Genomic DNA, 14,601 nt, shown 5'->3' on the forward strand with positions numbered 1-14,601 from the left:
GCAACCCGATACGACAGACGTGTCAGCAACTTCTTGAGCTTCATCCATCTCGCCGCAGCCATGCTATGGATGCGCTGAATGTCGATTCAGCCTAGGGCGTTTTGCGAATCTGGGTGATCACAGAACTCGGGGGCGCCTTGGCGCCCCCGTTTCGTGTCAGACCTCAGGACCGGCTCAAGCCGCCGCAAGTTCGCCCTTGCGCTTGTCGACCACCTTCTGCGCCACCGGTCCGGAGAGCTCCTGAAGATGGTCGAACTCCGCCTCGAAGGTACCGACGCCGGCCGTCGCCGATCGTAGCTCGACGATCAGCATGCCCATCTCGGCCTGCGGGATCAATGCTTCGGTCACATCCCAGCCTTGCCAGCCGTCACGACCGTCGAAGCCGAGAAGCTGACCACGCCGTCCGGTGACGATCTGGTTGATGCGAGCGGTAAACTCGCTCGGCCCGTAGAACTTCACTTTCAGGATTGGCTCCAGCAGCACCGGCGAGCACTGCGGTAGTCCTTCGCGCATGCCGATGCCGGCCGCCGTCTTGAAGGCCATGTCGGAACTGTCGACCGGGTGGAACGAACCATCGGACAGCGTCACCTTGACGTCCACCAGCGGAAAGCCGAGGGCGCCCCGCTTCAGGCTTTCGACGACGCCTTCTTCGATCGCCGGGAAGTAGTTCTTCGGCACGGCGCCACCGGTGACCACTTCAGCGAAAGCGAAGCCCTCGCCGCGCCCCAGCGGCTCGATGGTCAAGACGCAATCGCCGAACTGACCGTGACCGCCCGATTGCTTCTTGTGGCGGCCGCGCACGGTGATCGACGACTTGATGGTCTCCCGGTAGGGAATGACGGGATCTCGCGTCACCACGGCGACGCCGAACCGGTTCTGCAAACGTTCGAGCTGAACGCGCAGGTGCATTTCTCCCTGCCCCTCGATCCGTGTCTCCGCCGTGTCGGCGTCCTGCACGACTACAAGCGACGGGTCCTCTTCCGCGAGACGCCCCAGCGCCGTCGACAACTTGACGTCATCCTTGGCTTCCTTCGAGGCCACCACCATGGAGATGACCGGCGGCGGCGGAATGAGCGGCGCGAGCTCCTGTGGCGGCGCCTTGCCGGACGACAACGTCAAGCCCGTCTCGGCTGGATCGACCTTGCCAATACCGACCACAGAACCCGCGACTGCCTCCGGCATCTTGCTCGGCGCTCCCGTACCGAGCGCATAAAGGCCGGACACGCGACCAACCGTGCCATCGGCGGCCGTCAGCGCCAAGCCGTCGGTGAGTTTGCCCGAGAGCACCCGCACGATGGAGAGCTTGCCGGCATGCGAAGTCTGCACGGTCTTGGCCACTTGCACGATGGTCTCGGTGGCGTCGGAAAGCCCCAGCCGCGCTCGCGTTTCGTCGATGCCGGCCGCGTCATGACGCAGCGCCTTGAGAAGGCGGGTGATGCCATTCCCCCGCTCCGCCGAACCCACGAACACCGGCGTGATCTGCCCGGACCGCATTTCCTTGCGCAAATCCTGGAAGATCTGGCTTCGATCGGGAGCGACGTCGGACAGCAGTTCCTCCATCAGCTCGTCATCATAGTCGGCAAGGCGCTCCAGCATCTCGTAGCGGGCGGTCAACTCGTCGGCCTGATGATCGGAGGGAATGGGAACTTCCTGGCTTTCGGCGTGTTCGCGGTAGACCAGCGCCCGTTCGAGGGCCAACTCGATGGTGCCTACGGCCGCCCCGTCCTTCCAGATCGGAATCTGACGCAATACCAGCGGCGTCGTCGACGCCGACTGCATGAGCTTCAGGGTATCGCGCAACGTGGCATCGGCCTTGTCGATCTTGTTGACGAACAGCACGTGGGGAACGCCCGCCGCTTCCAGGCGCCGAAGTACAAGTTGCAGGGCTGGGATCTTCTTCTCGTCCGCCTCGCAAACCACCACCGCCACATCGGCGACGGCCAACACGGGCTGCATCTCGAAGGCGAACTCGACAAAGCCCGGGCAATCCAGGAAGGTGTAGCGGTCGCCCAGGAACTCGGCGTCCGCAGCGTTGAGGTCTATGCCCATGCCGTGGGCACGAGCCTCCTTGGAGCGGTCGCCAACGCTACTGCCCGCTGCCACGTTGCCAGCTTTCGGAATTGCCCCCGTCCGCTCGAGGATCGCCTCGAGAAGCGTTGTTTTGCCGCTGCCGTGAGGCCCCACGATGGCAACGCAACGGGGGCCGGCTGCTCTGCCGTCGGTGGTTGTTCCGGTATGCTCTGACATGGCTGACCTCCAGATACGTTTCCGTTATGTTCTCGCCTGTCCAATTCCGCAGCCCCCGTTTCCCGGGACTGCGGAGCGTTCACTCTTGGGTCGGACACCCCTCCTCCGATGGCCGACAAGGCAAGAATGTGCCTGTTTTCAAGGCTTGGCAATACGGGCAAGCGGCAGCTGGCGCGGAACCCGACTAAGGGATGAACGCGTTGCCGGGCGGGCAAGTTGCCCTGTGGGAAAACATCCGGAGAAAAGATGGCAGGCAGGAATCAGACGCGGGATGTCGTCCCCACGAGGCCGACATCCCGCGTCACTGGAGCCGGCGCTCGCCTCGGGAGGAACGGAAGCGAGAGCCGGGAGATCGGGAGCGGATGGTCTCCGCTCCCGGCTGTCGGGCGGTTCTCAGCCGAGACGAGCCCACTCAGGCAGCATGTCGCCATGGGCGCGGCAGAGATCGTCGACCAGCGACCAGATCTGGTCGAGGTCGAGCTCGGCGGCCGTGTGCGGATCCATCATCGCCGCGTGGTAGAGGTGCTCGCGATTCTCGGTCATCAGTGCTGCCACCGTCAGCTCCTGGACGTTGACGTTGGTGCGTATCAGCGCGGTGAGCTGCGGCGGCAGATCGCCGACGTAGGTCGGCTGAATGCCGGAGGCGTCGACGAGACAGGGGACCTCGGCCGCGCAATAGTCCGGCAGCGACGTGATGCAGCCATTGTTGCGGACATTGCCGTAGATCACTGACGGTTCACCCGTCCAGACTGAGTTGATGATCTGAGAGGCATACTCGTGGCTCTCCTTTACCTCGACGGTGTCGGAAGCCTTCAACGCCTCAAGATCCTTCTCCCAGCGGGCGATCTGCTCGACGCAACGCTTGGGATACTCGTCGAGCGGAATGCCGAACTTCTCGATGAGGTCGTCGCGGCCTTCCTTGATGAACCACGGCGTATACTCGGCAAAGTGCTCGGAGCTCTCGGTGACAAAGTAACCGAGCCGCGTCAGCATCTCGTAGCGCACCTTGTTGGGACAACGCGGGTTCCAGCTCGACGGCTTGGGATAGCGGCCTTCGCGGTAGCCCCGGACCAAGTCGGGATAGAGGTTACGGTAGCTGCCGTCGGCCTGGCGATGCTCGAACTTCAGGTAGAAGGCCATGTGGTTGATGCCGGCCGCCCGATAACGAATCTCCGAGATCGGAATCTCCAGGTCACGGGCCAGCTCCTCGGCGGTACCCTGCACAGAGTGGCAGAGACCAACCTGGCGAATTTTCGGGTACTTGGCCGAAATAGCCCAGGTGTTGATCGCCATGGGATTGACATACTGGAGCAACACCGCGCTCGGGCAGACCTCCATCATGTCGGCGCAGATAGCCCAGAGGTGCGGGACCGTGCGGACGCCGCGCATGATGCCGCCAACGCCCAGCGTGTCGGCGATGGTCTGGCGCAGACCGTACTTCTTGGGCACGTCGAAATCGGTGACCGTGGCCGGCTTGTAGCCGCCGATCTGGAAGGCGACCACGACGAAGTCGGCGCCTTCGAGCGCCTTGCGGCGGTCGGTATAGGTCTCGATCTTCGCCGGGGCATCGAGCAGCCTGACGAGACGGCCGACGACCATTTCGCTTTCTGCAAGACGCTTCTCGTTGACGTCCATCAAGGCGATGGTCGCGCCCTTGAGTGCCGGCCGGTGCAGCACGTCGCCGAGGATGTTCTTCATGAACACCGTCGAACCGGCACCGATGAAGGTGATCTTGGGATTGGCCGCCATCTTCGCTTTCCTCCAGGCAAACAGATTTCCCGCACGAACCGGCGCTGCCGGTCCGCCATAGGGGACTGGTTTGATGTTTTCCGTTTCGGGGCCCCGAGCCGTCACTCTCGACGTTCGGAGCCCTTGTCGGGGACCGCGATGCCTCCCTGGGAGCGCATGGCGTGCCCCGGATTACCGCCGCCTAAGCGGCCACTTCGAAGGCCGCCTTCACCAGCTTTTCGGTGTAGGCGGTTTTGGGTTTGAACAGGACTTCCTCGACCGGTCCCTCCTCGACGATCTGCCCATGCTGCATGACGATGACGCGATGGCAGAGCGCCCGGACAACCTTGAGGTCGTGGGAAATGAAGAGATAGCTGAGCCCCCGCTCGTCCTGCAGCTTGCGCAGGAGATCGATGATCTGAGCCTGCACGGACAGGTCGAGCGCCGACGTCGGCTCGTCGAGCAGGATGAACTCCGGCTCAAGCGCGATGGCGCGGGCGATGGCGATGCGCTGCCTCTGACCGCCGGAGAACTCGTGCGGAAAGCGCGACAGGATGTTGGTCGGCAGCCCGGCCGCCGTGAGCGCGTCGCGAACCCGATCGAGACGTTCCGCCCGGTTGGCGCCGATACCGTTGACGACCAGCCCTTCCTCGATGATCTGGCAGACCGACATGCGAGGGTTGAGCGAGGAAAACGGATCCTGAAACACCACCTGCATGCGCGACCTGAGCGGTCTCAGTTCTTCCCGGCTCTTGCCGTGGATAGGCTTGCCGTCAAAGTAAATCTCACCACCATCGGGATCGGACAGGCGGATCAGGGCCTGGCCAAACGTGGTCTTGCCGGAGCCACTCTCGCCGACGATGCCCAACGTCTCGTGGCGGCGCAGCGTCAGGCTGAGATTATCGACGGCGACCAGCTCGTGAAACTCGGCGTTGAAGAAACCGCCCTTCTTGAGCATGAAGGCAACGCGAACATCCTTGCCCGCGAGCATCACCGGCGACTCAGCCGGCAACGGATTGGCGTGGCCACGTGGCTCAGACCCGAGCAGGTGGCGGGTGTAGGGATGCCGAGGATTGCCGAACAGCGCCTCGGTGGTGTTGTGTTCCTTCACCTCCCCCTTCTGCATCACGTAGACGTAGTCGGAGAACTTGCGGACTACGGTGAGATCGTGGGTGATCAGGATCACCGCCATGCCATGCCGCTGTTGCAGATCGCGGATCAGCTGAAGGATCTGTGCCTGGACCGTCACGTCGAGGGCCGTCGTCGGCTCGTCGGCGATCAGCACGTCGGGATTGTTGGCGAGCGCCATGGCGATCATCACGCGCTGGCGCTGCCCACCCGACAGCTGGTGCGGATATTGGTTGATGCGCGATTCCGGCTCTGGAATGTGCACTTCCCGCAAGAGTTCGATCGCCTTCTCGCGCGCCTTGGCCTTCGACAGCTTCTGATGGATACGGATCGCCTCCACGATCTGGGTGCCGATCGAGTAGACCGGGTTCAGAGAGGATAGCGGCTCCTGGAATATCATCGAGATGCGATTGCCGCGCAGCACACGGCGGCGCTGCGACGACCACTTGAGCACGTCGTCGCCGTTGAAGAGGATGCTGGCGTCGGGGGCGACACGCGCGCGTTTCGACAGCAGTCCCATGATGGTTCGAGCGGTAACGGACTTGCCGGAGCCGCTTTCGCCCACCACGGCGATGGTCTCGCCGCGATAGAGCTGCATCGACACACCGCGTACCGCCTCCACTTCGCCGTCCTCGACCTTGAAGCGGACGGCGACATTCCGGCAATCGATAATCGGTTCCCCTGTGCGGCTTTCATGATCGAGCCGCACGTCCGGAGCGAGGTTTTCGTCTCTGTCCATGTTCGGCTTCCTCAATAGGGGTCGATCGCGTCACGCAGACCATCGCCGAGCGCATTGAAGGCGAAGACGGTCGCGAAGACGAAGGCCACGGGCGACAGAATCCAAGGATAGGAGCCGATAGCCGAGTAGTTGGAGGTATCCTGCAGCATCAGTCCCCAGGAGATCAGTGGCGGCTTCACGGCAAAGCCGAGGAAGCCGAGGAAGCTTTCGAGCAACACCACGTTGGGGATGGCCAGCGTCACGGCGACGATGACGTGGCTCATGACGTTGGGGAAGATGTGCTGGAAGATGATGCGCCGGTCGCGAGCGCCGATGGCCATCGCCGCACGGACGTAGTCGATGCGGGCGAGAGCCAAGGTTTTTCCTCGCACCTCTCGCGACAACTGCGCCCATCCTAGCGCCGACATCACGAAGATGACGAATGCGAGGAATACCGACGTCGGCGCCGTCACCGGGATCAACGAGGTGAGTGCGAGATAGAGAGGCAACTGCGGGAAGGCCAGCACCAACTCGACGAAACGCTGCATCCAAATGTCGAACCGACCGCCGAAATAACCGGAGACCATGCCGACCGTCGTGCCAACGACAGTGACGATCGACACCACGGTGAGCGCGATCATCAGCGAGATACGCGAGCCGTAGAGGGCGCGCGACAAGACATCGCGCCCAAACTTGTCGGTGCCGAGGAAATGCACCGGCTTGCCGTCGATGGCGCCAAACAGGTGCCGCTCCGCCGGAATCACCCAGAGCAGCTTGTAGGGCGCGCCCTTGACGAAGAAGCCGAGGTAGCGGGGATTGTCGTAGTCCGGCCCGATCAGGGGTTGATAGGTGATCGGGTCGAGCTCCTCCCCCTCCACCATCGGGTAGATGCGCGGAGAAAAGCTCCAGTTCCCGTCCTTGTCGGCGAAGGAAACGGTCTCGGGTTGCGAGTAGCCGACATCGGTCAACTTCGGATCGACCGGCGACAGAAAGTCGGCAAACAAGGCGATGAACACCAGGAGGATGACCATCACCAGTCCGGCCATGCCAGTCCACGAGCGCTTGAGGCGCCGCCAGACCAGGGAGACATAGCTCTCGCTGCCGTGCGTCTCGACGATTTCGCCGGCGTCGTTCAGGGTGGATTCGCCAGGAACTAGCATCAGTTGGCTCCTCCACCAAGGCGGATACGGGGATCGAGAAGAGCAAGCAGGATGTCGGCGATGATGTTGCCAACGATCAGCGTGGCGGAGAGTACGAGCATGAAAGTGGCTGTGACGTAGACGTCGCCGACGGCCATCGATCCGACAATGGCCGGGCCAACGGTTGGAAGGGCAAAGATGATGGCGGTTTCGATTTCGCCAGTCAGCATGTAGGGCAGCACGACACCCTGATACATGACGAGAGGATGCAGCGCATTGGGCACCGCGTGCCGCAGGATCACGACACCTTCCGAAAGCCCCTTGGCCCGCGCCGTTTCGACATACTGGGCGTTGAGAGTGTCGAGCAGATTACCGCGCATCACACGCATGTTGTAGGCAAGGCCGCCGAAGGTAGCGATGGCAACCACAGGCCAGACATGCTGTACGAGATTGACGAACTTGCCCCATGACCAGGGCGCACCGCCATATTTTGGCGAGAAGAAGCTGTTGATCTCACTGACATTGAAGTGGAACACAAGAATATAGACGATCACCAGCGCCATGAGAAATCGTGGAACCGTCATACCCAGGAAGGATATGAAAGACAGCAGGCTGTCTATCCATGAATACTGCTTGGTCGCTGCTATGATTCCGAAGGATATGCCTATGACGGAAGCCAACAAGTGGCATGTCAGCGCCAGTAGAAGCGTTCTGGGCAGACGCTCGGCCACCACGTCGGCAACCGGGCGGTTGTAGAAGAAGCTGCGGCCGAAATCGCCTTTGGTCACCATGCCGGCGATCCAGTTGACGTACTGGACAGGGATCGGCTTATCGAGCCCGTGCTCATGGGCATAGGCTTTCGCCTGCGCATCGGCTTGCTCGAAGGAAGCGCCGCCCTGGTTGATCAGCTGCGAGCGAATGAAATCGCTGTAGTCGCCCGGCGGGGCCTGAATGATGGCGAACGTGACGACGCTCAGGATGAAGAGAACCGGGATCGCCGAGGCGATGCGGATGAGCAAGAAGCGGAACATGGGTCTGAGACTTCCTGACTCTTGTCATGGATTTTGAAGGACCCATCTCTTGCGAAACGGGCTGGCTTGGATCGCCATCGGCCAGCGGCCACTGATGGCTGAAGATCTTAGGCTCCCTCGGACTCCCGGACAATTCTGCGGAGGTCTCGGAAGAAGTGTCCCGGCGGCGGGGGGCACCGCCGGGACGCTGCAGCATCCGCCGATCGGACTGGATCCGATCGACAAGCGGCTGCTCAGCCAGGGACTCGGAAGCACTCTTAAGTTGCCGACCAGATGTTCATCTGGTCGGCGAGTGCCCGGGCCTTTCGAGTGGGAAGATTACTCGACGGGGCCCTTCTCACCCGGCTTGCCGGGCAGAGAGTCGGTGGCCAGCTCGTAGTCGCCCTGCTTGTCGGCGGGGACGTAGAGGCGTTCGCGGAGAACCGTGTCTTCAGCCCAGTTGAACATGAAGATCGGGGTTCCCGGAGGAACATTGGCAAAGCGCTTGTTGATGATCAGAGCACCGGGGTACTCGGTCAGACCAACGCTGTTCACGTTGCTGGTTGCGACCTTGTTGTACTCCTTCATCAACTCGGCGCGTTCGGCGACGTCCTGAGTGGCGATGAACTTCTTGACGATGTCGACGAGCTGCTGCTCGAAGGGCATCAGATCCAGCTCACCGCTCTCCGGGGCACGATGGAACCACGAGGTCTTCGGGCCGACGGCCGCGAGCTGCTCGGTGTTCTGCACGACGGCCGTCAGCTCCGGACCATGCCGGTTGATCGTCCAGTCGAACTTGCCGCCGTAGTTGGCGTTGTCGCGCTGCTTGCCATCGAGGGCATTGAGGACGACGCGCAGACCGAGCTTCTCCATCTGACCGATCACGCCTTCGGCGAGGTTCTTGTCGGTGGAGTAGTCGGCGCTGACCAGCAGCGTGATCTCGACGTCCTTGCCCTTCATCGGGCCGTCCGTGTAGTTCACGACGCCGTTGCCGTCGGTGTCCTTGAGGCCGGCCGCTTCGAGTTCCTTCTTGGCCCCATCGAGATCGAAGGGATAGTAGAAGGTGCTCTCGCGGTCATAGAAGCTCGAACCGGAGGAAATGCCGCCCGGGTAGATGGCCGTGAACGGCCCCTTCACCAGCGCCTCGCCGAGCTTCTGCCGGTCGAGACCCATGGTCACGGCCTTGCGGAAGTGGTCATTGCGGTTCAACTCGCGCACCGCCTGGCCACGCTCATCCGGACCACCCCAGCCGTTGGCCGAGAAGTTCATGTAGAGGTTGTAGCCGATGAGACGCGGGCCGAACTCGAGGCGGGCCGGCGCTGTGGGCTGAGCGGCGCGCTTGAGCGACTCAACGAAGTTCTCGGGCTGCTCCAGGTTCGAAATATCACCCGAGCCGGCCACGGCCTGCACGTCACGATCCGCCCAGGTCGACAGCTTGAAGTGGACTTCGTCGAGATACGGCAGCTGATGGCCTTCCTCGTCGACCTTCCAGTAGTAGGGGTTACGGCGCAGGACGATGATGTCGTCAGGACGGTAGAGAACCGGCGACCAGGCGCCCATCACCGGCCAGTTCAGGAAATCCGGCGGGAAGGCGTTCTTGTACTGCTCGTAGGTATTCTTGGAGTACTTGGGATGCTGCGGCTTCAGCATATGGGCGGGCCCGGGGCAGAAAGTGCCGTAAGCCATGTTGTAGAGATACTGCTTGGGGAAGGCGTCCTTGAACGTCCACTCGATGGTGTAGTCGTCGATCGCCTTCAGCGTCGTGCCCGCGCCGAAAGTCTCGGCCGTGGCGCCGTTGGTCGGCGAAACGTTCGGATCGAGAACGTTGTCTTCCCAGTAGAACATGACGTCTTCGGAGGTGAAGGGCTCGCCATCCGACCACTTGGCGCCCTCGATGAGGTGCATGGTCAGCTTGTGACCATCTTCGGACCACTCCCAGCTCTTGGCGAGGTTCGGAAGCGGCTCCATGTCATCGGCTTTGATCTCGAACAGCTGCGCGGTGCGCGTCAGACATTCGTACATGCCGATGTCGATGCCGCCCCAGCCCTGCACCTGTCCGGCCTGATAGTTCCAGCCCTCGGGGCGACCGCCGATGACGTGGCGGAGCGCATCGCCATAAACGCCGATGCCGTCGGGCATGTTGCCGGTCTTGAAGACGAGCGGCTCCTTGGGCAGACGGTCTTTGACCGGGGGCAGGCGCCCCTTGTCGACGAAGTTCTTGGTGATGTACTCGGGTTCGCTATAGGACGGCAGCGCCTTGTACTCGTAAAGATCGCTGCGTGCGACATAGTTGACCTTGCCCTGCCCCTGGAACACCGGGGCCTCCGGCACGGCGGTCAGCTCAGACGCAAAAGCGGCCGTCGCAAAGAACGACGCGCCGAGCATCAGAGCCGACGTCAATTTCATCCGATAAGTCATTCCGTCATGTCCTCCCTCGTAAACCGACCACCGGCCATGAGCCGGCGAACGACCAATGCGATGGGCAGCGTCGGAACGCATCCCCCCGCGCCTCTTCCCAAGTCGACCGGTTTCCTCAACTGACCAGTCGGCTTCCCCATTGCGGCAGTCCGTAGTGCCTACCGCCTCCGGCGAGGACGACAGTCCACGCCGGAAAACTCATGAGCAACGCGGCCTCGTCAGACCTTGGTGCGCGCCTTCTCCTCACGGATCTCGTCGATGCCGCGCGCCTCCCGACGGGCCGCACCCTGCCAGTCGCGCGTCTTGACGGTCGACTTGGCGACCCTCTCCTTGGCCGCGTCGATGGCGTGGGCATACTGCGGCAACCAAGGCGCCTGGGCGACCAGCATTTCGTCGACCATCGCCCAGACTTCCTCGGGCGTGCAGATCGCCCCGACGAGCGGATCGTGCAGCATGGCGAGCTTCAAAAGTTCGACGTCGCCCGTCACCGCAGCGTGGACCGACATGCGCTGCACGTTGACCGACGACAGGCAGGTGGCCGCGCAAGCCTCGGGCAATGTGATGCCGGCCACCATGTTGATGCCGAAGCGGTCGACGAAGCCGGGCGATTCGATGATGCAATCTTCCGGCAGATTGGTAATGACGCCACGGTTCTTCTGATTGAAGTGACCGCGATAGACCCTGCCCGTTTCCAGCGCCTCGATAATATGGCTGGCGTGCTCGCTCGAGCGCCGCGCCGGGTCGATCTTCTCCTCGGCTTCCTTCAGGAACTCGGGGAACTCCGTCTCGAACCAGTTGCGCTGCTCGGTGGTGAAACGCAGGTAGCCACCCGTCTCGCCATGAATCCAGTCGGACATGTCGATCCAGTTCATGATCTCGCCGGGCCGCTTGCGATACCAGGGCAGGTACTCAGACAGATGGCCGTTGCTCTCCGTCGAATAGACGCCGAAGCGCTTCAGCACGTCGATGCGGACCTTCTCCTGCTTGGAGTAGACCGGGTGCGCCTCGAAGGCGGCGACGATCTCGTCCTTGGTCACCTTGCGGCCGCGGACGCGGACGTCGACGTACCAGGTCTGGTGATTGATGCCCGAGCAGACGTAATCCACCTCGTCATGGCCGACGCCGAAGATGTCGGCGATCTGCTCGCCACCGTGCTGAACGCCATGGCACAGGCCGATGGTGTCGACCTTGCCATACTCGATGGCAGCCCAGGTGTTCATGGCCATGGGGTTGGCGTAGTTCATGAACTTGGCGCCGGGCTCGGCAACCTCGCGGATGTCCTTGCAGAAATCGAGGATCACCGGGATATTGCGCTGCCCGTAAAGGATACCGCCGGCGCATATCGTGTCGCCAACGCACTGGTCGACGCCATATTTGAGCGGAATGCGAATATCATCCTGGTAGGCGTCGAGACCACCGACGCGGACGCAGGAAATCACATAGCGCGCGCCCTCGAGGGCCTTGCGGCGATCGGTGGTCGCGGTAACCTTGGCCGGGAGCTTGTTGACTTCGACGATCTTTCTCAGGATCGTCGCGATCATCGTCAGATTGTGCTCGGAAATGTCGGTCAGCGCGAACTCGACATCGGCAAATTCGGGTACGCAAAGAATGTCGGTAAAGAGCTTCTTGGTGAAGCCGACGCTTCCCGCGCCGATAATCGCAACTTTGAAGGCTGCCATGCTGTCCTCGTTCACTCGCCTAAGTCGACCGAGGCAAGGATACTTCCAGGCAATACAAAGACGTTGCGCAACCGACACTGTCGCTTTGCGCCTGACATCTTGTCCTGGGGGAAGTCCCTGGCTCCGTCCGTTCCGTTCTTCTTGTTGGCTGCATTAAGACGTAATATGGCCACCAAGGCCAGACGAGGATTGTGCTTCGATGGGTAATTCTGTGCTCGACAAACTGCGACAAAATGGACCGGGAATGACAACCATGTCGTTGCCGCGAGGGCGCAACCTGCTCCATACGATGCCCACCAGCACCGGTTATGATATTCAAACTTCAAAGGAATATTCTTGGGATGGACGCAAACGCGGACAGACCCCGTTCACGGTCCTCCAGCATACTATTTCCGGGCATGGAAATTTGCGCTACGAGGACAAGCACTATCGCATCAGCGAGGGCGAGGCGCTTCTGGTGCTGGTGCCGCACAATCATCGCTATTGGCTCGAGGACGGTGGACGCTGGGAGTTCTTCTGGATTTCCATGAACGGCGAGGAGGCGCTGAGGCTGCATAGGTCGGTAATGGCGGTCACCGGTCCGGTACTTCGCCTGAAGCCGCGAACCGTCGAAACGCTGGCCGACTGCTCTCTCAGGATGATGGAGGGCGAAGGGGAGACGCCAGGGGCCGCATCGGCCCTGGCTTACCGCGCCGCCATGGCGCTTTATGATGACGTCTTCGCAGGTACCTATTCGGACGCCACCCAAGCAAGTCCGATGGCGCCCGTGATCCGGCACATCCTCAACAACCTGCAAAGCGACTTGTCGGTCGATGAACTGGCCGGCGTGGCCGGCCTCAGCCGGGCCCATTTCAGCCGGGTCTTCACCGCCACCGAAGGACGACCGCCATCGGAGTATGTCCTGGCCGAGCGGATGCGCCGTGCCGCCAAGTTGCTCGCAGTCAACACGGAAATATCGGTGAAGGAAGTGGCGACGCTGACCGGCTTCCCCGACCCCAATTACTTCTCGAAGGTGTTCCGCCGCTTTTTCGGAGCAAGTCCGACCGAGTTCCGCACCACCGGAATGTACGCCACGCAGACGATCGGCACGGACAGATAGTATTGTGGGCGCAGAACTGGCGCCTCGCCATCAGCCGCCGTTGGCGGCGATCCAGGCGCCCAACGCCTCGCGCTCCTCGCGCGTGATGCCGGTTTCGTTGCCGAGCGGCATAACATCCGAATCGACCGCCTGCATCTTGATGAGTGGCGCATAGCGGCGAATGTGATCGATGTCGGTGAAGACGAGCCCCTTCGGCGGCTCGGTGAAGCCTTCGTGGGTCGGCTTGGCCGAATGACACATCACGCAATGCGTCGCGGTGATCCGAAGCACGTCGAGGTCGGTGACCGGCGCCGAATCGGCGGTCGTCTCCAAGCGCGGCACGGGCGCGGTGGCGATGATTGCGAGAAGAAGACCGGCCGCTGCCCCCGGAAGCGCCCACCAGTATTTCCGGAAAGAGTCGCCCGCTTCATGGCGGTTGAGAAGGTGGCGAACCATGCCGCCGATGACGAGAATCAACGCCACCAACAACCAGCCGTGCGGATGGCCGGTGAGCAGCGGATAATGGTTGGACACCATCATCAGAAGCACCGGCAGCGTCAGATAGTTGTTGTGGATCGAGCGCTGCCGTCCCTGCAATCCAAGAGCTGGGTCCGGTGGCTCGCCGGCCATCAGGGCGGCTGCGATCTTCTTCTGGTTGGGTATGATCACCCGGAACACGTTGGCGGCCATGATGGTGCCGACCAGCGCGCCAACGTGGATGAAGGCGCCGCGCCCCGAGAAGACGTTGCTGAAAAGCGCCGCGAAGCCGACGATCATCAGGAAGACGCAGAAGACGACAAGACCGGGATGATCGTCGGTCGTGTGTTTCAAGAGGCCATCATAGGCCAGCCAGCCGACGAGGAGCGACAGTACCGAGATGGTGATGGCCTGCCACGGCGCGAGATCGGCGACCGATGGATCGATCAGATAGGCCCGGGCGTTGAAGTAGTAGACCGTCGTCAGAAGAAGGAAACCGGAGACGAAGGTGAGGTAGGCCTCCCAACGGTACCAGACGAGATCCTCCGGCAGCTCTTCGGGCGCCACCGCGTATTTCTCGACGTTGTAGAAGCCGCCGCCATGCACGAGCCAAGCCGTGCCGTAGACACCAGGGTTCATCTTCGCCCGTTTGCGAAGACTGAGATCGAGGGCAATGAAGAAGAAACTGGTGCCGATCCATCCGATACCAACCACGAGATGGAACCAGCGGACGAGAATGTGCAGCCACTCGATGGCGAAGCTCAGCATGTAGGGCTCGGAACCTCGTTGCGGACGTCGCCCGGCCTAGCGTGTAGGCATGGCGCATCCATACGCATTTAGCCGTAATTTAGCTCCCGAGAGCCGACTTACGCAAGTCGGCAGACAGAGCGAAATGCCAATATTTCCGGCATGTTGACGGCTCATTCCAAAGCAGAGAGGCCGCCCGAAGGCGGCCCCGTGCGAGTTTAGCGAGAACGCG

At 61.9% G+C, this 14,601-nt stretch carries 9 protein-coding genes; 1 reads left to right on the top strand and 8 read right to left on the bottom strand.

What is annotated here, in order from left to right; genetic code table 11:
* Positions 1-174: 174 nt before the first annotated feature.
* The 7 genes from M4J40_RS11350 to M4J40_RS11380 all read right to left on the bottom strand — a co-directional run bounded on the left by M4J40_RS11350 (position 175) and on the right by M4J40_RS11380 (position 12,067).
* Positions 175-2,247 carry an elongation factor G gene (locus tag M4J40_RS11350; RefSeq protein WP_251754278.1) on the bottom strand — a complete coding sequence of 691 codons (2,073 nt, stop codon included), beginning with the start codon at positions 2,245-2,247 and terminating at the stop codon, positions 175-177.
* A gap of 393 nt (positions 2,248-2,640) precedes the next feature.
* The gene (locus tag M4J40_RS11355; protein WP_251754279.1) at positions 2,641-3,996 is read right to left on the bottom strand and encodes an alpha-glucosidase/alpha-galactosidase; all 1,356 of its coding nucleotides are present in this window, start codon (positions 3,994-3,996) and stop codon (positions 2,641-2,643) included.
* 181 nt (positions 3,997-4,177) lie between these two features.
* Positions 4,178-5,842: an ABC transporter ATP-binding protein gene (locus M4J40_RS11360; RefSeq protein ID WP_251754280.1), complete on the bottom strand. Its 1,665-nt coding sequence runs from the start codon at positions 5,840-5,842 to the stop codon at positions 4,178-4,180.
* A gap of 11 nt (positions 5,843-5,853) precedes the next feature.
* Positions 5,854-6,981 (bottom strand): ABC transporter permease, encoded by a 1,128-nt coding sequence (locus tag M4J40_RS11365; RefSeq protein WP_251754281.1) that lies wholly within the window; start codon positions 6,979-6,981, stop codon positions 5,854-5,856.
* Entirely contained in the window at positions 6,981-7,991 is a 1,011-nt protein-coding gene (locus tag M4J40_RS11370) for an ABC transporter permease (RefSeq protein ID WP_251754282.1), read from the bottom strand. The genes M4J40_RS11365 and M4J40_RS11370 overlap by 1 nt, the downstream gene beginning before the upstream one ends.
* Before the next feature lie 318 nt (positions 7,992-8,309).
* Entirely contained in the window at positions 8,310-10,376 is a 2,067-nt protein-coding gene (locus M4J40_RS11375) for an ABC transporter substrate-binding protein (protein WP_405030747.1), read from the bottom strand.
* Between the two features lie 230 nt (positions 10,377-10,606).
* Positions 10,607-12,067, bottom strand: coding sequence for an alpha-glucosidase/alpha-galactosidase (locus M4J40_RS11380; RefSeq protein WP_251754284.1), 1,461 nt, complete (start codon positions 12,065-12,067; stop codon positions 10,607-10,609).
* Positions 12,068-12,266: 199 nt separating this feature from the next.
* Here M4J40_RS11380 and M4J40_RS11385 point away from each other — a divergent pair, with 199 nt between their 5' ends.
* Positions 12,267-13,166: an AraC family transcriptional regulator gene (locus M4J40_RS11385; protein ID WP_251754285.1), complete on the top strand. Its 900-nt coding sequence runs from the start codon at positions 12,267-12,269 to the stop codon at positions 13,164-13,166.
* Between the two features lie 30 nt (positions 13,167-13,196).
* Here the strand turns inward: M4J40_RS11385 and M4J40_RS11390 are convergent, their stop codons facing one another.
* Positions 13,197-14,390: a urate hydroxylase PuuD gene (locus M4J40_RS11390; RefSeq protein ID WP_251754286.1), complete on the bottom strand. Its 1,194-nt coding sequence runs from the start codon at positions 14,388-14,390 to the stop codon at positions 13,197-13,199.
* Between the last annotated feature and the right edge of the window lie 211 nt (positions 14,391-14,601).

The organism is Pleomorphomonas sp. JP5, assembly GCF_023721815.1.
In the GTDB taxonomy this organism is placed as follows: Bacteria; Pseudomonadota; Alphaproteobacteria; order Rhizobiales; family Pleomorphomonadaceae; genus Pleomorphomonas.

Excerpts from the sequence above, each read along its gene's own strand:
- M4J40_RS11385 (WP_251754285.1), top strand. The coding sequence starts at position 12,267 with ATGGGTAATTCTGTGCTCGACAAACTGCGACAAAATGGACCGGGAATG.
- M4J40_RS11380 (WP_251754284.1), bottom strand. The coding sequence starts at position 12,067 with ATGGCAGCCTTCAAAGTTGCGATTATCGGCGCGGGAAGCGTCGGCTTC.
- M4J40_RS11365 (WP_251754281.1), bottom strand. The coding sequence starts at position 6,981 with ATGCTAGTTCCTGGCGAATCCACCCTGAACGACGCCGGCGAAATCGTC.
- M4J40_RS11360 (WP_251754280.1), bottom strand. The coding sequence starts at position 5,842 with ATGGACAGAGACGAAAACCTCGCTCCGGACGTGCGGCTCGATCATGAA.
- M4J40_RS11350 (WP_251754278.1), bottom strand. The coding sequence starts at position 2,247 with ATGTCAGAGCATACCGGAACAACCACCGACGGCAGAGCAGCCGGCCCC.
- M4J40_RS11375 (WP_405030747.1), bottom strand. The coding sequence starts at position 10,376 with ATGAAATTGACGTCGGCTCTGATGCTCGGCGCGTCGTTCTTTGCGACG.
- M4J40_RS11370 (WP_251754282.1), bottom strand. The coding sequence starts at position 7,991 with ATGTTCCGCTTCTTGCTCATCCGCATCGCCTCGGCGATCCCGGTTCTC.
- M4J40_RS11355 (WP_251754279.1), bottom strand. The coding sequence starts at position 3,996 with ATGGCGGCCAATCCCAAGATCACCTTCATCGGTGCCGGTTCGACGGTG.
- M4J40_RS11390 (WP_251754286.1), bottom strand. The coding sequence starts at position 14,390 with ATGCTGAGCTTCGCCATCGAGTGGCTGCACATTCTCGTCCGCTGGTTC.